This is a genomic window from Pedobacter sp. UC225_65, from assembly GCF_042698365.1.
Lineage (GTDB): Bacteria > Bacteroidota > Bacteroidia > Sphingobacteriales > Sphingobacteriaceae > Pedobacter.
On record NZ_CP170550.1, the window covers coordinates 138,336 to 158,121 of the forward strand.

Genomic DNA, 19,786 nt, shown 5'->3' on the forward strand with positions numbered 1-19,786 from the left:
AAGTGATAATGGCCTCTCAAAGCACTAATGCAACAATGAATGATTTAAAATTGAAGTTTGGAACTAATGCAGATGAGATTGATGCGAATACTTTGATTAATAGTATAATTCATTTTTCAACAATAGTACAGGAAATTAATAAAAGCTTGGCAACTGGAAGAGAGTTAGAGGTAAAAATAAAGGCTTTTGAACCGGGCTCTTTTATCGTTAATCTTATTATTGAAACATCACAAGCTCTTGAGTTAAATGATATCTTTACTAAAGATAACATTTCTTTGGTTGCAAATATAGCAACAACTATTACTGGTGTTTTTGAGTTGGCAAAATGGCTAAAAGGTAAAAAACCAGAAGAGGTCAATTCTAAAGGCGATTACATTACAATTAAAAATGCTGAGAATAATTCATTTATAATTACAAAAAATATCTATAATATTTATAAGGAACCAATTGTACAAACTGCATTAGCTAAAGAATTTGAAACATTGAACAATGATACAGAGGTTAAAAACTTTGATATAATTGATAATATCAATAAAACCAAAATTGAATTTGATGCAGATGAAATAAGTAGTATTTCTGATTTAGATTACACGACAAGTGAGACTTCAAGAACTTTAATAAAGAATAAAGTATCACTTAATATATTATCTCTTTCATTCGATAAAAAAAAGAAATGGGAGTTCTTACTTGATGGCAATAAAATAACTGCAAAAATAAAAGATGACCTTTTTCATGAATATATTGACAAAGGAGAAAGTTTTGCTAAAGGTGATACTCTAATAGGTTCTATTGAAATTGTACAGCATTTACACCCGCAAATAGACGCATATACTAATCACTCCTATACAGTAACATCTATTGACGAACACATAAAAAGACCTAAGCAAGGTAGTTTATTTGAAAATTAATAAACTATTAATATATAGTGTTTTTAGCCTAAACGTCAATAAGTCTACTTTTTTAATTCAGTTTTAAACGTAAAACTTACCATTTTACTAAAGTTAATTTTCTCGCAGGCATCATATAACTCAATATATTCCTTTTTAATAGCATCATCGATATATATATTATCATTTACAATTTGTCTAAATTCTTGTGGGGTTTCGAACATTTCTATAATGTGCTTGTTTATACATGCCATTTCATTTTCCCATATATTTCTTTCAATTGTATTTTTTAAAAAAAGTGTAATGTTATTTTTCTTTAATGCCTTTATAAGAATTGGGATTACATCAGGAACAAATTTCCAATTTCTTTTTTTTTCGGTTTTATGTTCTAATTCATAATATTCTCTAATGCCCCAAAAAAGCCAAACTGCATTTTCATTTAGACCATGTAAAGTTTCGACGATACTTTTAAAATATTGAATCTGAAATTCTATCAATTCATTGGTCGAGATAATGAATGGTCTTTTACTTTCTACAATATGATATATTAATTGACTTTCAAAAAGGAATGGTGGTTGTGCCATTTTAAAAAAAGTTCTGATAAAAATTCTGTATTCATCTTCATCTTTTTTATAAAAATTTTTTGCAATTAATCCAGAATAATCTATAATCTTATCCAATAATTGAATGTAAGGAAATGAACTAGTTGATTTTTTTAAAATATATCTAGGGCCTAGATAAAATAGGGCCATTACAATATTTTCAAAATAGTCTCTTGATGTTTTTACAATATCTTCTTGTAAGAGCCTAGTTAAAATTGCATCATGTAGATTTTTCGTAACGCAATCGTTTATAAATTTATTGATTTTATTAGTTTGTAATGCAATTTTGAAATCTTTATCAGATAAGTCATATTTAGACAACCTTTGTCTAAAGAAAACTTCAAAATATAATGGATATGAAATCCCATTTTTAAAAGCAGGACGATGAAAATTGCCTGTACTAAATAATCTATTAAATAATGTACATAATAGCTCTAACTCATTTTTTTTAACTAGGCCGGATTGTTCAATATATATATCAAATATATTAAACATGTCGTCCCCCTTTTTTTCCTGTCTTACTAAGAAAAACTCATCATGGCTAGCCATTGAAGGTTTTAGATATAGTAAAGTATCTTGTTCTTCATAAATAACATCATAAACTAATGGAAACCTAAATTTAATCAACTCAAGAACAAAAAGGTCTTCAAAACTAACTTCATCTCCAATTAATGTATAAACTAGTTTAAACCCATTTACAAATTTTATAACATCTCTTGAATGTCTAAATATTTGTGCATACGATTCTTCGTATGGGTCTTTTAGACCTAGAGGGATAATCCTTTCATCTAAAATCTTAAAATGTTCTTCTGACAGAATAGTATTGATTTTTACTTTTAAAAAATCAACTAGCGCATCTTGTTCTCGCTTAGGTAAAGGTATCTCAACCTGGAATATTTTATCAAGATAATTAGACGCACTTTGGTCATTTAATGATTTAATAGCATTTTGCACATAAGTTTTTTCATAGGCTACCAAGTAAAATACATTAGCAAAATCTGCTGTATTTCTAATAATTCTTAATACTTCAATAACTTCTTCGTTATATAAACGATCTATATCATCTATTATAATTAGAATCTTTTTATTAGTTCTTTTTAAAATATCATTGATTTTGTCGTAGTCATTTGAAATTATACCTTTTTGAAAATCATTAAATAACCCAATCCTATTCAGCCACCGCTTTGAATTTTCATCAGTGCTACTTAGTTTTCTTGAATAGGAGTATATAAGTGAAGTTATTCTTGGACTCTAGTTTTGCTAGTTTAGTTGCCAACATATCAAAAAAGTCTTTTTGAATAGATTCTGCATTTTCCGAAGTCCAAGGATTAAAGCTTAATTTCTCACAACTATTCGGTGGCATAGATCCACTTATTAAATTTAGAAACGATGTTTTACCACTTCCATATTCCCCTAATATTCCAATAGCAAATGAACGTTTGCTATTGGTGTGTGTAATCATGGTAGCAATCTGCTTTGCAACATTATTTCTGCCAAAAAGGTCATCATCGACTTTATCTACGGGATTATCACTAACAAATCCTCTAGGGTCCTCCAAAACAATTTTTTGGTCATCTTCTTCAATCAAAAAACAAAACATACTTGGAGATACAATACCTATAACTATAAAATCCCAATATTTTAAGCCTTCTTTATAATTAAGAATGGAAAATGGGGCAAAATTCCATGTTTCATTAAATCTTTGAAAAATATAAAATGTTAAAACAATTATCGAAATATTAATAAGAAGCGGTTTCTCCATTGTTTGTGTTGCCCAAACACTATAGCTAACAAGTATGGCTAATAAAAACAACTCACCAAAAGTGTTTAACTCAAAATCTTGTAAAAGTGGCTCTACAATAAAAAAGTTAAGAAAATTGTGGATTGGTGTTTTAAAAAAAGTGAGGATAGCAGCAATTACAATTACCCATAATATCTGCTTTTTGTTTATAAATTTCAATTGATGGTCGTTAAGTCAATCCAATATACAAAAATTAGAAAGCATGAATATTTATAATGCCATTTAAAGATAAAAATATTGTTCAATCTATATGCTTTAATAAGCCCCAACAAAAAAATCAATATTTTTTCCCCTATCAAAACCACTCGATTCTATACCTATTAATTAAAAAATTAACCTTTAACAAAATAACCAACAACCTTTACTAAAATTAATGTTGGTAGGGTAAAATATGGTCAAAACAGTTGTTAGGGCTGTTTCAACAGTCGTTTAGCAGATTTGCAAGCAGTATGGTTTATTGTTTACCTTAAGGCTAATTAACACAAAAATTTACCTTAAAAAACACAACTATGCCATCAATTTCAGAAACAGGGCACGCCAAAAACGTGGCCAATTTTATGCAGTTGGTCTCTTTTGTTCAAGACTATGGGCCAGACTACAAACCCACCAGAGATTCTATTAAACTGCCCAACCTAAAAAACAAGGCCAAAGCCGCCGAAACAGCAGTTGCCGCAGTTAATGCCGCATTGGTTAGCTATGACAATGCCATTGGCGATCGCGAAGCAGCCTTTAGCCAATTGCCCAAGCTAGGCACCAGAATGGTAAATGCCCTAAAAGCAACAGAGGCCACCAGCCAGATCATTGCCAGCATGGTAAGCTTTAACAAAAAACTACAGGGCACAAGAGTATCGGCCGTTTTAACAGACGAAGAGCTGAAAGCCAAGCAGGCCGCTAGGGATAAAGCCGTTAAGCAAGTATCGGCATCGCAACAAAGTTTTGATAACCGCTTAGATACCTTTGATAAAATGGTAAAGCTGTTAGAGAGCATACCCTACTACGATCCCAACGAAACCGAACTAAAAGCGGCAACCTTAACAGTACTGTACAACACCCTAAAGGCCAACAATGCTAAGGTAGCCTCCGCCACCACCTTGTTAAGCAATACCCGTGTAAAGCGCAACCTAACCATGTACGATCCGAAAATGGTCTGCCCGCCACCGCACAAGATGTAAAGAGCTATGTAAAATCGGTTTATGGCGCCAGTAACCCAGCCTATAAACAGATTGCGTCTTTAGCCATCAGAGACATTCCACTTTAAACAAAAACAATCATCCCTTATTGTTTTTACAGTAAGCTTATTTTTAGCGTCTCTTTTAATTTCTTCTAGTTGCGGCTTAACAATTATTACCATAACCATTGTTATCCTAAGTTTGTCTAAGTACCTAGTGCCTGCAACCATACTTCTTCCACCTGCAACTATACTTCTTGCACCTGCAACCAAACTTCTTGCGCCTGCAACTATACTTCCTGCACCTGCAACTATACTTCTTGCACCTGCAACCATACTTCTTGCACCTGCAACCATACTTCTTGCGCCTGCAACTATACTTCCTGCACCTGCAACTATACTTCCTGTGCCTGCAACTATACTTCTTGCACCTGCAACTACCGAGCTGATCTTCTTAATTCCTTAATGTTTCAAAACAATCGAAAGGAGATACTTCGCTGCGCTCAGCATGACAAACCCTAAGCTGTTCTTAGGTGACTTAGATGGTGAAAATTAACCACCACATAGGCACATAGTAACACATAGATTTACCTCTAAGCTGTTCTTAGCTGTCTTAGATGGTGAAAAAATAACCACTAAAAACTTAACCTTCTTAATTCCTTAATTGTTAAAAATAGTTGGAAGGAGATACTTCGCTGCGCTCAGTATGACAAAGCTGTTTAATACCTTAATGGTTTAAATTGAAGAACTAGCTGGCGCTTCGACAAGCTCAGCGTGACAAAGCTTCTTAACAGCATTACAATCCTAAGCTGTTCTTAGCCGTCTTAGATGGTGAAAACTAACCACCTAAGACATCTTAGTTAACCTAAGCAATTGTTAATGCCGAATTTTCTATGTGTTCTAGGTGGTTTAAAAACTAGTCACCTAAACTTAATCTTACTTAATTCCTTAATGGTTAAAAATAGTTGGAAGGAGATACTTCGCTGCGCTCAGCATGACAAAACCGTCTATGTGGTAAACAAAACAACCTAAACAAAAAAGCAGGACTGATATACTCAACCCTGCTTCTATATATTTTAAGAGTAGCCCAATACCAATGAACCATTGATACAAATAAACTAATGATACCAATGAACTAATGAACCAATAAACTAGTTCTTCATCATCTTTAAAAAAGTAGCCAATTTAGCCTTCATCTCTCTTCTATCCACAATGAAATCTAAAAAGCCATGCTCCAGCACAAACTCCGATGTCTGAAACCCTTTAGGTAGAGTCTTTTTGATCGTCTCTTTAATAACGCGAGGTCCGGCAAAGCCGATCAAAGCACCCGGTTCGGCAATGTTAATATCGCCCAACATGGCGTACGAAGCCGTTACACCACCCGTTGTAGGATCCGTTAACAAAGAGATATACGGAATTTTAGCCTGACTTAACAAAGCCAGTTTGGCCGAAGTTTTAGCCATCTGCATCAAAGAAAATGCAGCCTCCATCATACGCGCACCACCAGATTTAGAGATCATCAAAAATGGAACCTTGTGTTTCAAGCTATAATCGATAGAGCGGGCAATCTTTTCGCCCACAACCGAGCCCATAGAACCACCAATAAAGGCAAAATCCATACAGGCCACCATCAATTCCTGACCATCAACCTTGCCATGGGCAGCCCTAATGGCATCCTTTAGGCCGGTTTTAGCCGTAGTTTCAATGATCCTATCCGTATAAGGTTTGCTATCTGTAAAGTGTAATGGGTCGCCAGAAGTTAAGTTGGCAAAAAGTTCGGTAAACTCGTTGTTGTCAAAAAGTACCTGAAAATACTCTTTTGAGCCTATTCTTAAATGATAATCACAGTAGTGACAAACATATCTGTTTTCTATTAGATCAGCACTATGCAGTGCTTTTTTACAATTTGGGCACTTGTTCCACAAGCCATCTGGTGCTTCTTTCTTTTCTTCGGTTGTGGTACTGATACCTTTTTTTTCTCTCTTAAACCAAGCCATGTTACTTTTAAAAATGCGAGTACAAAGAAACGATTTTTTTTTTAGAGTTGTCCGTTTGCAAATACAATTATCAAATCAAACCGTAAACTACAAACTCGATACTGCAATTTGCGATTTTTTTTATAACTTCGGAACATACAAAATAGATTTAAAATGAGTTTAAAAGGCTATAAAGGCGTAATTTACGGAGCAGCCGTTCAGGAATTATTTGAGCAGGCTAAAAAACATCAATTTGCATTACCAGCAGTAAACGTTACCGGTACCAATACCATCAATGCGGTAATGGAAACCGCAAAAGCGGTAAATTCGCCGGTAATGATCAGACTTTCTAATGGCGGGGCACAGTTTTATGCAGGTAAAACATTAAACAACGATAACCTTAACGCTTGTGTGTTAGGTGCCGTTTCTGCTGCTAAACATGTTCATTTATTGGCCGAGCATTATGGTGTTGCCGTGGTTTTACATACAGACCACGCTGCTAAAAAACTATTGCCTTGGATAGATGGTCTTTTAACACATGGCGAGCAGTTCTTTGCCGAAACAGGTAAACCTTTATTTTCTTCGCACATGCTTGACCTTTCTGAAGAGCCGATTGAAGAGAACATGGAGATCTGTGTAAAATACCTAGAGCGCATGAGCAAAATGGGTATGACGATTGAGATCGAACTAGGCGTTACAGGTGGAGAAGAAGATGGAGTAGACAACAGCGATGTAGACAGTTCTAAACTATATACACAACCAGCCGAAGTAGCCTACGCTTACGAAGAATTGAGCAAAGTGAGCGATCGTTTTACCATTGCAGCAGCATTTGGTAACGTACATGGGGTGTATAAGCCAGGTAACGTAAAACTACAACCAGTGATCTTAAAAAACTCTCAAGATTTTGTAAAAGAGAAATTTAACCTAAGTGCCGAGAAACCAGTTAATTTTGTGTTCCACGGTGGTTCAGGCTCATCACAAGAAGAATCAGAGAAGCCATTTCTTATGGTGCCATCAAAATGAATATCGATACAGACATGCAGTGGGCATTTTGGGAAGGTATTTTAGAATACTATAAAAAGAACGAAGCCTTTTTACAAGGGCAGATTGGCAATCCTGATGGAGAAGATAAGCCAAATAAGAAATATTACGATCCTCGTGTTTGGTTACGCAAAGGCGAAGAAGAGTTTGTGAAACGTTTAACCGTTGCTTTCGAAGATCTGAACTGCATCAATGCCAATGATAAATTGTAGCAGCAGCAAACATTTTCTTAAGCTAACTGTTTAAAGATAACATAAGGCGTAACGAGATTTAACTTGTTACGCTTTTTTTTGCTGTAATTGTTCAACACATCAATCCAATAAAACATATTAATCATACCTAAGCAATTAAACATCCATGGAAACCAAAAAGAAAAGCAGTCTATTTGAAAGTTTTGCCAATGCAGCTACAAAATTTACCGGAAGCTCTTTTGCTTTTTTGGCAGCCACCTTTATTGTGGTGTTATGGGCGGTTACGGGGCCCGTTTTCGATTACTCCGAAACTTGGCAGTTGGTGATCAATACTGGAACAACGATCATTACGTTTTTAATGGTGTTTCTGATCCAGAAATCGCAGAACAAAGACAGCAAGGCCATTCAGTTAAAACTTAACGAACTGATTGCCGCACACGAGCGTGCCAGCAACAGGATGGTAGATATCGAAGACCTTACAGAACAAGAGCTGGACCAGCTGCACAAATTCTATGTTACCTTATCTGCACTGGCCAAAAAAGAAACCGATATCCATTGCTCGCATTCTATAGATGCAGCAGAAGAATTGACAGAATTAAAATTGAAATCAATTAAAGGCACTAAAAGAGATAGAAAAGATGGACACACTTCACGTACAAAAAGCAACAACTAAAGAAGAGTTGGAAAAAGTATTTGCCATTCGCAAAATTGTATTTGTTGATGAGCAGAATTGCCCGCCAGAGCTGGAGTGGGAAAACGAAGATGTTTCTACGCATTTTCTGGCCCTATCTGATCATCAGCCTTGTGGTGCCTGTCGGTGGCGCAAAACCGAAAAAGGGTATAAGTTAGAGCGTTTTGCCGTACTCAAAGATTTTAGGGGGCAGGGCATAGGCAGAGCCTTGATCGCCACTGCTTTGGATGATCTACCTTCTGATGCAGGTTACATTTACCTCAATGCACAACTAGATGCCATGAGCTTGTACGCCAAGTTTGGTTTTGTGGCCGAAGGAGAGCAGTTTGAAGAAGCGGGTATCCAACACTTTAAAATGGTGAAGAAAGTTTAACCTTTAAGCTAACTTTTTAGAAAGATAGATTCTCTTGTGCCCATTGGGGAAGTTTTTGATTTCTCCAACTACTTCATATCCATTTTTTAAATAGAATGCCTCGGCTTGGAAATCAAAAGTGTCGAGCATAGAAATAGTAGCACCTTTTGCTTTGGCCATGGTTTCGGTATGGTTTAGAAGTTTTGAGCCTAATCCTTCATTTCTGTAGGTTTCATCTACCCAAAGGATTTTGATCTCTAAGCCATTCCAATACCCCATACCAGCCAATATCCCTGCAATCTCATTGCCGTTTTCGTCCTTGATCACAAAATCCAAGGGGGTCCAAACATCAGCTAGAGCAGCAACCTTACCGAGGTTGTAGGTATTGATGCCTTCGATGATTTTTTTTGCACTTTCCTTTTCGCAAGGTTCAATGATAAATTGCTTGTCCATGGTTTTTGATTTTTAAATGTAGATTTCGCCCCCAATATAGAAACGTAAAGCTTGCAACTGCTCTTGACGTTGAATTGCATTAAAGGATGGATCTTGACCACCCCTTTAACTTATCTATTATTTGGTTTTGCCAGATTTTAATGGCGGTAAGCTAAAATCGTCTAAAGCACTTTTGGCCGCCATTTTCTTTTCTACCTCGCTTATGCTTCTTGGGGCAAAGTGCGAGAGCAGCTCGTAACCATCTTGCGTAATCAACACATCATCCTCAATGCGTACAGCAATACCCCACCATTTTTTGTCACAATCGCTGTTTGGAGCAATGTAGATGCCGGGTTCAATGGTCATCACCATATTTTTCTTTAAGATGCTTGAACTTGCCCTGTCGTGTACATCCAAGCCAATATGGTGACCAAGGCCATGTTGATAGTATTTCTTAAAATCCTTTTTGTCCTTTATAATCCCAAGCTTAAACAGACCTTCGGCAATTACCTCATTGGCAGCACTACTAGCTTTCGAAAAGGTAGAGCCATCCTTTAAAGTTTTAAAAGCAGCTTCTTGCGCATCATACACAATTTGATAGATTGCTTTTTCGTTTTCGGTAAACTTACCACTGGCTGGTATGGTACGGGTAACATCGGCTGTATACCCATGATATTCGGCTCCAACATCCATCAATAGCAGTGTATTGCCTACCTTGGTTTTGGTATTGGTTACATAATGTAAAATACAGCCATTTTCGCCAGCCCCAATAATAGAACCATAACCCACATTTTCAGCGCCATATTTTTTGTGTACAAACTCATGTAGCCCTTGTATCTCCAGCTCACTCATATTGGCATGGGCGGCTTTCATCACTTCATTCTGACCTTGGCAAGAAATTTCGATGGCTTTGCGAAGCATCACAATTTCTTCCGGTGTTTTAATTTCCCTTAATTGTCCGGTTAATTTAAAATGCATTTGCCCATTTTTAGGCATATCATTCGTTTTTTTCATAAAAGAAGCAACCAAACCACTCAGTTTACTTGTTTCTGATACATCTGTACCAACTGCTGGAGCACTGGCAATGATGGTCTTGAACTTTGAAAAATTGATAGGGAAATCTTTAAAATCACTGCCATTAAAGGCCATGTTAATGCCCAGCTTTTCCTTAACACCTTCAACACCCAGGCGTTTACCGTTCCAACTCTCTTGTTGTGGATTCCTTTTTTGTACAAAGAACAACTCTTTATAAGTATTACCCTTATCGTCGGTTTGTGGCTCCTTGAATATAAATAAAACCGCATCGGGCTCTTTATAACCAGTAAAATAATAAAGGTCTGGGTTTTGGTGATAGAGATAATCTACATCATTTGAGAAATTACGTGTAGGATAGGCGAAAATAGCCATCACCGAATTTTCGGGCATGAGTTGGCGCAAGGCTTCTCTACGCCCTGCATGAAACTCTTTGGTAAAATAATCTGTTGGTTCAAAGTCTTGTGCAAATGTGCTTTGCATCAGTAGCACCATCGCCAGGATGGCAAGAAATTTTTTCATTGGGATTAGGTTAGCTTATCTATAGCTAAATATATAACAAATTGTATGCTTTAAATTTTTGATATAAAACATTTTACAATTGTGTATCGGTTTGTAGCTATGGCAACTAAAAGCAATGGGTTTTAAATGCGGATTACAAATCCACAGAAAGAGGATCGAGAAAGCATTTCTCGACCAACCTGAATATATTAATTCCCGTTAAATACCTGCGAAGAAAACAACATGGCTTCCTGCCATTTATCCATATCAAGCTTCAGGTCTTCTCCCTTGCCTTGTAGATAAGCAATCAGATCTTCGGTAGCCATATTGCCCGTAAGGTCGTCTGCGGCCATTGGGCAGCCACCAAAACCTTTTAAGGCACTGTCAAAACGGGTACAGCCAGCTTTATAAGCAGCTTCTATTTTTTCTAAACGTGTAAAGGGTGTACTGTGCAAATGGATCCCAATCTCTGTTTTGTCGAATTTTTTAACCAGTGCTGGCAAAATCGTTTCGATCTTTCGGGTGTAGAAACACCTGTAGTATCTGCCAAAGAAAGGATCTGTACACCTTTGTTTACCAATTCTTGGGCCCATTTCTCTACAATTTCTACATTCCAATCGTCTCCATAAGGATTACCAAAACCCATAGAGAGGTACACCACAGCTGTTTGATTGTTCTTATCGCATAGATTCAGCATTTCTTCTACAGTATGCAAAGATTCGGCAATGCTAGAGTTGGTGTTACGCTGTTGGAAGGTTTCAGAGATAGAGAAGGGGAAACCGAGGTAACTGATCTCCTGATGTTTTACTGCTTCTTCTACACCCCTTAAATTGGCTACAATGGCAAGTAGCTTGCTGTTGCTGGCACTTAGATCAAGATTGGCCAATACTTCAGTTGTATCCCGCAATTGCGGAATGGCCTTCGGCGATACAAAACTGCCAAAATCTATGGTGTCGAAACCTACCTTTAATAAAAGATTGATGTATTCAGTTTTTAGTGCAGTGGGTATAAAATCGTGTAAGCCTTGCATCGCATCACGAGGGCATTCTATTAGTTTCATTTTACAGATATTTGGTTCACTAGTTCATTAGTGTTATTTGTTCATTGGTATCATTCGTTCATTACTTAAACTAAAAGTGTCACATTGAGCTTGTCGAAATGTTTTATTGATTGGTCTTCGACAGGCTCAGACTGACATCAGTAGGTTCAATAGTCATTGGTTCATTAGTAAAGCAATTCATTTTCCCTTTTCCATCCTACATCTTCCATCAAGTTATTTTCTTATTTGGCAACTAAAAACTATCACACTGATTTTGTTGATTGGTCTTCGACAGGCTCAGACTGACATCAGTAGGTTCAATGGTCATTGGTTCATTAGTAAAGCAATTCATTTTTCCTTTTCCATCCCACATCTTCCGTCAAGTTATTTTCTTATTTGGCAACTAAAAACTATCCCACTGATTTTGTTGATTGGTCTTCGACAGGCTCAGACTGACATTGGTTTAATTGCTCGATTGTTTAACTGGTTAACTGTTCATTGGTGTTATTAGTTCATTGTCTTCGACAGGCTCAGACCGACATCAGTAGGTTCAATGGTCATTCGTTCATTAGTAAAGCAATCCATTTCCCTTTTTCCATCCTACATCTTCCATCAAGCGATTTTCTTATTTGGCAACTAAAAACTATCCCACTGATTTTGTTGATTGGTCTTCGGCAGGCTCAGACTGACATCAGGAGGTTCAATAGTCATTGGTTCATAAGTAAAGCAATCCATTTTCCATATTACCGCTCACACCTTCCATCAAGCGATTTGCTTACTTGACTCCCAACTCCAGACTTCTGACTTCGGACTTCGGACTTCTGACTTCTGACTTCCCGACTTCCCAACGCTCTACTCCAGACCTTCCGACTCATGACTTTTTACAAACGGCCTAATGATCAATCGCGTTCCTCTGTCGTAACTGAAATAGCTCCATACCCAGTTTACAAAGACCACTAGTTTGTTTCTAAAGCCAACCAAGGTCATTAAATGCACAAACATCCAGGTAAACCACGCAAAAATACCTTGGAAACGGATTTTCTTAATGTCTACAACCGCTCTGTTTCTACCCACTGTGGCCATGGCACCTTTATCAAAGTACTTAAAGTTTTCGGTTGGTTTGCCTTCTATTATGTTGGTAAGGTTCTTGGCCAAAAGTTTACCTTGTTGTATGGCAGCAGGGGCAACCCCAGGATGTCCGTTTGGTGTAGCTTCGGTGATCATGGCAGCAACATCGCCAATGGCATAGATGTTTTGATAACCTTCAACGCGATTAATTGGATCAACTTTTAAACGGTTGCCACGCACAACACTTTCGGTCCTCAAACCATCCAATACTACTCCTTTTACACCTGCACTCCAGATGACGGTAGATGAAGGAATCGTTCTTCCATCGGCCAACGAAAGCAATTTACCATTATACGATTGTACCCTGGCTTCTGTATATACCGTTACGCCCAGTTCTTCTAAAAAATCTTTTGATTTCTGTTGAGCCTGTACAGACATGGCACCCAAAAGTTCTGGAGAACCTTCGATCAGGTAGATGTTCACCTTATGGATATCGAGTTCTGCATAATCATTCTTTAATACGTGTTTTTTCAGTTCTGCCAATGCACCCGCCGTTTCTACACCTGTTGGTCCGCCACCAACCACTACAAAATTTAACAGTTCGGCTTCACTTTGTGGATCTTTGGCAATCAGCGAAGCTTCTAGGTTCTGTAAGATCAAACTGCGTAAGTTAAGTGCCTCTGGTATAGATTTCATAGGCATTGCATTGCTTTCTATTTCAGCTTGCCCAAAGAAATTGCTGGTAGAGCCTGTAGCAATTACCAAATGATCATAGTGGATCGCACCTATGGTGGTTAATAACTTATTTTCTTCGGGTATTACCTTTTCTACTTCAGTAACCCTAAAAGTGAGGTTTTTTTGCCCCTTAAATATCTTTCTAATTGGAAATGCAATAGAATCGGCCTCTAAACCACCCGTTGCCACCTGATAGAGCAGGGGCTGAAAAGTATGGTAATTGTGCTTGTCGAGAATGTAGACTTCTACATTTGCATTTCTTAGTTTCTTAGCTAATTCAATCCCTCCAAAACCCCCGCCAACAATAACTATTTTTTGTTTTCCGTTTTCCATACTTGATAAACTCATGAGCCTGGCATTTAGTTTAACAAATATAGCAAGTTCCTTAGCCAATACAGCTTAAACCAGTTTAAGAAACAACGATTTATTCATCAGTCTAGCAAATGCTAGGAAACAAAAAAAGCCCCGAAACTATCAGGGCTTTGTATTTTATAAAAAGCTAAACTACTTAACTGCTTTGCTTGCTTGGTTTTTTGACAAGTCGATTACGATAGGCGTAGAGATACACAACGATGAGTAGGTACCAATGATACGACCGATCAACAAGGCAAAGATAAATCCACGGATGCTATCTCCACCAAAGATGAAGATTACCATTAACACGAAGAATACGGTTAACGACGTAAGGATTGTACGACTTAAAGTACTGTTTAAAGCAAAGTTGATCAATGTATTGCGCTCTTCGCCATATACATCTGCTTTACCGCTTTCGGCCAATTTCTCACGGATACGGTCAAATACAACAACTGTCTCTGTCATGGTATAACCCATTACCGTTAAGATCGCTGCGATAAAATCTTGTCCAATCTCTAGAGGGAAAGGCAATACACCATCTAAAATGGTATAGAATGAAAGTACCAACAACACGTCGTGGAACAATGCGATTACCGCACCTAAACCATACTGCCATTTTCTGAAACGTACCAAGATGTAGATAAACATCACCACACAAGAGAACAAGATTGCTCCATATGCGCCATAGATAATATCACTAGCAATGGTAGGGGTAACTTTTTGTGAACTTTCGATGCTGTATTTTGCACCCATTTCGTCTAAACCTTTTCTCAAAGCACTTTCAACAACTTTATCAGCATTTTGATCTTGATCATTGATGTGGAAAGGTGTAGTGATTTTTAACGAGTTGTCAGTTCCGGCTGTTTTAACCAAAGCTTCTTCTCCATCAAATTTCTCTACCAATTTTTTAGAAACATCTTCGGTGTTCATCTGCTTGTCAAACTTCACCATGTATGTTCTACCACCTTTAAAGTCAACACCCAAGTGTAAACCATCGTTTTTAACGTAGAAACCGATACCGGCTAAAATGATCAATGATGAAATGATATAATAAAGCTTTCTGTGTCCAACAAAGTTGAAGGCGATATTTTTGAATGCATTTCTAGTTACACTGTTATCGAAAGAGATGTTTGCTTTTTTGCTCAATAAGCTATCAAAGATTACTCTCGAGATCAATACCGCTGCAAACAATGAAGTAACGATACCCACACATAAGGTAGTAGCGAAACCTTGAACAGGTCCTGTACCGAATATGAATAGGATGATACCTAAGATGAATAGCGTTACGTTCGAGTCGATAATTGAAGACATGGCATGTTTAAAACCTTCTTTGATCGATACAGCTGTGCTCTTACCTTGTGCAAGTTCTTCACGTACACGTTCAAAGATTAGAATGTTCGCATCTACCGATAGACCAATGGTCAATACGATACCCGCAATACCAGGCAAGGTTAGTACCGCACCGAAGGCCGCGAGTACCCCCATGATAAAGAAGAGGTTGATCACCAAGGCAAGGTTGGCCACCCATCCAGCTTTACTGTAATATAAAGCCATGAACACCAAGATTACGATAAAGGCAATTACAAACGACCATAAACCACTTTCGATTGCTTGTTGACCTAATGAAGGACCAACTACGTAATCTGAAGCAATTTTAGCAGGAGCAGGTAATTTACCAGCCTTTAAGATGTTGGCTAAATCTTTAGTGTCTTCTAAGGTAAAGCTACCAGAGATAGAAGAAACACCATTCGGAATTTCATTCTGTACAGTTGGTGCAGAATAAACCGTATTGTCTAAAACAATAGCAATTGCTTTTTTATTATTTGGATCAGCAGAAGCATCAGCAGTAATCTTTTTCCATTTAGCAGCACCTTCGCTGTTCATGTACATGGTTACTTCTGGTCTGTTCTTTTGGTCGTAACCTTGGATCGCGTTAGAAACCGCATCACCACCCAAGGCAGGTCTGCCATCTAAAGAAGTTACTTTAATTGCATACAATTCGTAAACTTTGCTGCCTTCCATTGGTTTAAGGCTCCACATAAATTTAAGACTGCTCGGAATTAAAGGTTTAATTTCAGCTCTAGCAAAATAAGCATTTACTTTAGCTGTATCTTTTTGTAGTACCCATGCCACAACCGGACCTGGACGTAAAGCTTGTTGTCCGTTTTCGGCTGCATAAGTAGGGATACTTAAAACACTATATAAAGGATTGTTTTTGGCAGCATCTGCTTTTTTACCAGCTGCGGTAGTATCTTTTGCAGCAGCTTTGGTTAAACCAGCTAACTTACCACCTTTTTTGGCAGTGTCTGCAGCATTTGTGCCTACTGCAGTTGCAGTAGTATCTTTTACGGTTAATGCAAGTGTTTTGTTGATGTTTTCTAAAATACCAACAACTTCATCATTTTGGTAAACTTGCCAAAATTGTAGTTCGGCAGAACCTTGTAATAATTTACGTACACGTTCTTTGTCTTGCACACCTGGCATCTCAATAAAGATCCTGTTTGAACCTTCTTGTTTCTGCATGTTAGGCGCCACAACTCCAAAACCATCAATACGGCTACGAAGAATAGTAAATGAACGATCAATTGCACTATTACCTTCTTTACTTAAGAATTTTTTAACATCCTCGTTGCTTGCATTGGCTTTTAACTGCTCAGTATTGTCTTGCGTAGCAAAGAAATCGGCTAATTTGCCATTTGGTGCAAGTTTCTCATATTCATTAACAAATAAAGTAACGAAATCTTTTCCGCCAGCATTCATTTGTGTTTGCGCATTTTTTAACGCTTGATTAAAAGTAGCATCACTAGTGTTGTTGGCCAAAGATTTGGTCAACTCTGCCAATGAAATCTCCATTGTAACGTTCATCCCACCTTTTAAGTCAAGACCAAGGTTAATTTCTTTACCTTTTACTTGTTGATAGGTTAAACCTAAAACTGGATAAACTGGCACGGTAGCCATTGAATCTAGATAAGCTTTTTCCTTAACTGCATCGCCTTTGGCAAACGCTTTAGCGTCTTTTTCTACATTGTATGTAACCAGATTAAACGAGAGAGAATACAGACAGACAATACCCAATAGTATTGCCATAAATTTAATAAAACCTTTACCTTGCATTTGTTTGTAATTATTTTTTTCTATAGTGCTGTTTTTTAAACAAGTCGGCAAATCTAATTATTTTTTTAAATAATAGGACTTCTTATTGTAATTTTATTAAGGAAGTTTAACTATTTGCGTTCTAATGTCGAAAAAGTGTAAGCTACACTATTTTTTTCATCTGCTTCGTGATATTCTTGATGTATTGTTGTCCACTCATCCTCACACAATTCTGGAAAAAATGCATCGGCCTCATATTCTTGATGCACAACAGTAAGGTATATCCTGTCTGTTAAAGCCAAGGCATGTTTATAGATCTCTGCACCACCTATAATAAACACCTCATTACTGGTAGCTCCCTGTTGGGCTGCACAAAGTGAAATGGCCTCGGCAATGCTACTTACAATTTCTACACCAGCAATAACAAGATCTTTGTTTCGGGTAATTACAATGTTCCGTCTATTGGGTAGGGGCCGGCCAATAGAATCGTAGGTTTTACGGCCCATAATGATCGGATGTCCTGTTGTAATTTCTTTAAAATGCTTAAGGTCGGCCGGTAAATGCCATAACAATTGATTGTCTTTGCCAATGGCATTGTTGGCCGAAATGGCAACTACGATGGATGTTTTTATTGGTGTCATTAGTTCATTAGTATCACTTGTTCATTAGTTCATTGGTGTCATTAGTTCATTGGGGTTTCAATAACCTTTGCCTATATATTTAATGTAAGCATTCAATTTAATATGGATAGTTTCCAATTGGTTCAGTAAATGTTGGTAACCTTCTTCTGTAACTAAGGCTCTATGTTTCATTTTTCTTAAAAATGATTTGGTTTCTAAAACAGAACCTCTACTGTAATAGCAAAAGTTCTTATTTTCTTTAAAATGAAAGCGGCCATAGCCTTCAGCTATATTGGCGCCAATAGAATCAGCGGATCTACAAATCTGTTTGCCAATGGTATCTTTGGCAAAAAAGTCCCATGTCATCACAATTTTCCAAATCTCATTTGCAAAATCTTCTGCAAGTATATAAACTTCTAAATCTTCAACCCTGTTGTAGCTCATTGGAGTAGTCTTTAAATCTTATAAGGGATGATTTAAATTCTACAGAACGCTTAAGTTAGTCAGAAAATGTCTAATTATCCAATGATTAACCTGCTAACGACAAATGGAATCTAAAACCGTTGTCGTATTACTCCCAATGAACCAATGAGACTAATGAACGATTAAACCGCTACCGCTCCTTTAATGTGTGGATGTGGGTCGTAGTTTTTTAAGGTAAAGTCTTCAAACTTAAAATCGAAGATATCTTTGATGGCAGGGTTGATCTCCATAACCGGAAGTGCCTTCGTATCTCTGCTCAATTGTAAACGGGCCTGTTCAATATGGTTGTTGTACAGATGGGCATCGCCGAGGGTATGGATAAAATCGCCATAACCCAAACCACATACCTGTGCTACCATCATGGTCAGCAAAGCGTAAGAAGCAATATTAAAAGGAACACCCAAAAAGATATCGGCACTGCGTTGGTAAAGCTGACAGCTCAGTTTACCATCGGCTACGTAGAACTGGAAAAAAGCATGACAAGGCGGTAAGGCCATGTGTTCTACTTCGGCCACATTCCATGCAGAAACAATGATCCTTCTAGAATCTGGATTGTTTTTAATGGTATTGATGATCTGTGCAATCTGGTCGATCTTATCGCCATCTGGCTTAGGCCATGAGCGCCATTGCGAGCCATACACAGGTCCAAGGTCTCCGTTTTCATCGGCCCACTCATCCCAGATCTTTACCCCATTATCTTTAAGGTATTTGATATTGGTATCGCCACTTAAAAACCAGATCAGCTCGTGTATAATAGATTTAAGGTGCAATTTTTTGGTTGTTACCATCGGAAAACCCTCTTGCAGGTTAAAACGCATCTGGTAACCGAAAACACTAATGGTTCCAGTGCCTGTACGGTCGTGTTTTTGTGTGCCATGTTCTAGCACATGTTGCATTAGATCTAAATATTGTTTCATACCCACCTCAGCCTTAAAAGGCTTTATATTATTTATACAAAACTAAAAAATTAAACAATTTTTATCCTTTCCGTTTTTCCACATTGTGTAATTTTTTCAATCCCGCAAAATTAAATTAGATTTGGAGCACATTTAAGCCTATTCTCGATGTCGAAAAAAATAACTGTACTGTTTGTTCTTTTATGGATAGGGTTTCAAGCTTTTGCCCAATCTGTACAGGCATTGAAACTTGCCGATGCTGCACTTGCCCTAACTAAGCAGAAAGTAGTTTATGACCCTGCTTATTTCAAGATCCTTATCCTAACGGCGATGCGCCCGAAGGCAAAGGCGTTTGCACAGATGTAGTGATCAGGGCTTATCGTACTTTGGGTATCGACCTGCAAAAGAACGTGCACGAAGACATGAAACCCAATTTTAAACTCTACCCTAAAGATTGGGGCAGAAAAACCACCGATACCAATATCGACCACAGAAGAGTGTATAATTTGATGGTTTTCTTTGGTCGTAAAGGGGTGAAAAAAGCGATGAGCAAAAATGCAGCTGATTATTTACCTGGCGATATTGTTTGTTGGAACTTAAGTGGAAACATGTCGCACATTGGCCTGGTGATCAATAAAAAATCTGCCGATGGCAAACGCTACCTTATTGTACATAATATAGGTAATGGACAAGAGATTTCAGATTGTTTGTTTTCGTGGAAAATTATTGGGCATTACCAATACAAGGTTTAGTTTAATATCTTTGACCAGAAAATCCCTGCCAGCGGTAGGCATGTAAAGTCGTCAATCTAAAATCGTCAATCA

17 protein-coding genes and 2 pseudogenes are annotated in these 19,786 nt (G+C 37.5%); 7 read left to right on the plus strand and 12 right to left on the minus strand.

Annotated features, from left to right (window positions below; all coding sequences use genetic code 11):
* Positions 1–8 precede the first annotated feature (8 nt).
* A complete protein-coding gene (locus tag ACFJIZ_RS00735) occupies positions 9–908 on the plus strand; it encodes a hypothetical protein (RefSeq protein ID WP_379089744.1) in 900 nt (299 codons plus the stop codon).
* Positions 909–952: 44 nt separating this feature from the next.
* On the opposite strand, the gene ACFJIZ_RS00740 is transcribed toward ACFJIZ_RS00735, so the two are convergent.
* The gene (locus tag ACFJIZ_RS00740) at positions 953–2,731 is read right to left on the minus strand and encodes a P-loop NTPase fold protein (RefSeq protein WP_379093812.1); all 1,779 of its coding nucleotides are present in this window, start codon (positions 2,729–2,731) and stop codon (positions 953–955) included.
* Entirely contained in the window at positions 2,691–3,449 is a 759-nt protein-coding gene (locus ACFJIZ_RS00745) for a P-loop NTPase fold protein (protein WP_379089745.1), read from the minus strand. The genes ACFJIZ_RS00740 and ACFJIZ_RS00745 overlap by 41 nt, the downstream gene beginning before the upstream one ends.
* A gap of 350 nt (positions 3,450–3,799) precedes the next feature.
* On the opposite strand from ACFJIZ_RS00745, the gene ACFJIZ_RS00750 reads away from it, so the two are divergent.
* Positions 3,800–4,462: a hypothetical protein gene (locus ACFJIZ_RS00750; RefSeq protein WP_379089747.1), complete on the plus strand. Its 663-nt coding sequence runs from the start codon at positions 3,800–3,802 to the stop codon at positions 4,460–4,462.
* A 59-nt stretch (positions 4,463–4,521) separates the two neighbouring features.
* Here ACFJIZ_RS00750 and ACFJIZ_RS00755 read toward each other — a convergent pair whose 3' ends face one another.
* Entirely contained in the window at positions 4,522–4,917 is a 396-nt protein-coding gene (locus ACFJIZ_RS00755; RefSeq protein WP_379093815.1) for a hypothetical protein, read from the minus strand.
* 692 nt (positions 4,918–5,609) lie between these two features.
* Positions 5,610–6,455 (minus strand): acetyl-CoA carboxylase, carboxyltransferase subunit beta, encoded by an 846-nt coding sequence (gene accD / locus ACFJIZ_RS00760; RefSeq protein ID WP_379089749.1) that lies wholly within the window; start codon positions 6,453–6,455, stop codon positions 5,610–5,612.
* Positions 6,456–6,608: 153 nt separating this feature from the next.
* Between accD and fbaA the strand changes: the two are divergent.
* The 3 genes and pseudogenes from fbaA to ACFJIZ_RS00775 all read left to right on the plus strand — a co-directional run bounded on the left by fbaA (position 6,609) and on the right by ACFJIZ_RS00775 (position 8,730).
* Positions 6,609–7,687 (plus strand): annotated as a pseudogene (fbaA, locus tag ACFJIZ_RS00765) (class II fructose-bisphosphate aldolase).
* Positions 7,688–7,832: 145 nt separating this feature from the next.
* On the plus strand, positions 7,833–8,339 hold the full coding sequence (locus ACFJIZ_RS00770; RefSeq protein WP_379089751.1) for a low affinity iron permease family protein: 507 nt from the start codon (positions 7,833–7,835) through the stop codon (positions 8,337–8,339).
* Positions 8,305–8,730, plus strand: a complete 426-nt coding sequence (locus tag ACFJIZ_RS00775; protein WP_379089753.1) for a GNAT family N-acetyltransferase — start codon at positions 8,305–8,307, stop codon at positions 8,728–8,730. The genes ACFJIZ_RS00770 and ACFJIZ_RS00775 overlap by 35 nt, the downstream gene beginning before the upstream one ends.
* Before the next feature lie 3 nt (positions 8,731–8,733).
* Here the strand turns inward: ACFJIZ_RS00775 and ACFJIZ_RS00780 are convergent, their stop codons facing one another.
* From ACFJIZ_RS00780 to ACFJIZ_RS00815, 8 genes and pseudogenes are all read right to left on the minus strand, one after another.
* Complete coding sequence (locus ACFJIZ_RS00780; protein ID WP_379089755.1) at positions 8,734–9,162, minus strand: GNAT family N-acetyltransferase; 429 nt, start codon at positions 9,160–9,162, stop codon at positions 8,734–8,736.
* Between the two features lie 117 nt (positions 9,163–9,279).
* Entirely contained in the window at positions 9,280–10,695 is a 1,416-nt protein-coding gene (locus ACFJIZ_RS00785) for an aminopeptidase P N-terminal domain-containing protein (protein ID WP_379089757.1), read from the minus strand.
* A 188-nt stretch (positions 10,696–10,883) separates the two neighbouring features.
* Positions 10,884–11,734: pseudogene (locus ACFJIZ_RS00790) on the minus strand (hydroxymethylglutaryl-CoA lyase).
* Positions 11,735–12,565: 831 nt separating this feature from the next.
* Positions 12,566–13,864: an NAD(P)/FAD-dependent oxidoreductase gene (locus ACFJIZ_RS00795; protein WP_379089759.1), complete on the minus strand. Its 1,299-nt coding sequence runs from the start codon at positions 13,862–13,864 to the stop codon at positions 12,566–12,568.
* Positions 13,865–14,020: 156 nt separating this feature from the next.
* Positions 14,021–16,984: a protein translocase subunit SecDF gene (gene secDF / locus ACFJIZ_RS00800; protein WP_379089761.1), complete on the minus strand. Its 2,964-nt coding sequence runs from the start codon at positions 16,982–16,984 to the stop codon at positions 14,021–14,023.
* A 110-nt stretch (positions 16,985–17,094) separates the two neighbouring features.
* Positions 17,095–17,604: a dihydrofolate reductase gene (locus tag ACFJIZ_RS00805; protein WP_379089763.1), complete on the minus strand. Its 510-nt coding sequence runs from the start codon at positions 17,602–17,604 to the stop codon at positions 17,095–17,097.
* A gap of 57 nt (positions 17,605–17,661) precedes the next feature.
* Positions 17,662–18,027, minus strand: a complete 366-nt coding sequence (locus tag ACFJIZ_RS00810; RefSeq protein ID WP_379089765.1) for a four helix bundle protein — start codon at positions 18,025–18,027, stop codon at positions 17,662–17,664.
* 161 nt (positions 18,028–18,188) lie between these two features.
* Complete coding sequence (locus ACFJIZ_RS00815; RefSeq protein ID WP_379089767.1) at positions 18,189–18,983, minus strand: thymidylate synthase; 795 nt, start codon at positions 18,981–18,983, stop codon at positions 18,189–18,191.
* A gap of 147 nt (positions 18,984–19,130) precedes the next feature.
* Between ACFJIZ_RS00815 and ACFJIZ_RS00820 the strand changes: the two genes are divergently transcribed.
* Both ACFJIZ_RS00820 and ACFJIZ_RS00825 read left to right on the plus strand, forming a co-directional pair.
* A complete protein-coding gene (locus tag ACFJIZ_RS00820) occupies positions 19,131–19,328 on the plus strand; it encodes a hypothetical protein (RefSeq protein ID WP_379089770.1) in 198 nt (65 codons plus the stop codon).
* Positions 19,328–19,714 (plus strand): DUF1287 domain-containing protein, encoded by a 387-nt coding sequence (locus ACFJIZ_RS00825; protein ID WP_379089772.1) that lies wholly within the window; start codon positions 19,328–19,330, stop codon positions 19,712–19,714. The genes ACFJIZ_RS00820 and ACFJIZ_RS00825 overlap by 1 nt, the downstream gene beginning before the upstream one ends.
* Positions 19,715–19,786 lie beyond the last annotated feature (72 nt).

Coding starts and splice junctions, on each gene's coding strand:
- ACFJIZ_RS00735 (WP_379089744.1), top strand. CDS start 9: ATGGCCTCTCAAAGCACTAATGCAACAATGAATGATTTAAAATTGAAG.
- ACFJIZ_RS00815 (WP_379089767.1), bottom strand. CDS start 18,983: ATGAAACAATATTTAGATCTAATGCAACATGTGCTAGAACATGGCACA.
- ACFJIZ_RS00820 (WP_379089770.1), top strand. CDS start 19,131: ATGTCGAAAAAAATAACTGTACTGTTTGTTCTTTTATGGATAGGGTTT.
- ACFJIZ_RS00770 (WP_379089751.1), top strand. CDS start 7,833: ATGGAAACCAAAAAGAAAAGCAGTCTATTTGAAAGTTTTGCCAATGCA.
- secDF (WP_379089761.1), bottom strand. CDS start 16,984: ATGCAAGGTAAAGGTTTTATTAAATTTATGGCAATACTATTGGGTATT.
- ACFJIZ_RS00775 (WP_379089753.1), top strand. CDS start 8,305: ATGGACACACTTCACGTACAAAAAGCAACAACTAAAGAAGAGTTGGAA.
- ACFJIZ_RS00750 (WP_379089747.1), top strand. CDS start 3,800: ATGCCATCAATTTCAGAAACAGGGCACGCCAAAAACGTGGCCAATTTT.
- ACFJIZ_RS00785 (WP_379089757.1), bottom strand. CDS start 10,695: ATGAAAAAATTTCTTGCCATCCTGGCGATGGTGCTACTGATGCAAAGC.
- ACFJIZ_RS00805 (WP_379089763.1), bottom strand. CDS start 17,604: ATGACACCAATAAAAACATCCATCGTAGTTGCCATTTCGGCCAACAAT.
- ACFJIZ_RS00810 (WP_379089765.1), bottom strand. CDS start 18,027: ATGAGCTACAACAGGGTTGAAGATTTAGAAGTTTATATACTTGCAGAA.
- accD (WP_379089749.1), bottom strand. CDS start 6,455: ATGGCTTGGTTTAAGAGAGAAAAAAAAGGTATCAGTACCACAACCGAA.
- ACFJIZ_RS00780 (WP_379089755.1), bottom strand. CDS start 9,162: ATGGACAAGCAATTTATCATTGAACCTTGCGAAAAGGAAAGTGCAAAA.
- ACFJIZ_RS00795 (WP_379089759.1), bottom strand. CDS start 13,864: ATGAGTTTATCAAGTATGGAAAACGGAAAACAAAAAATAGTTATTGTT.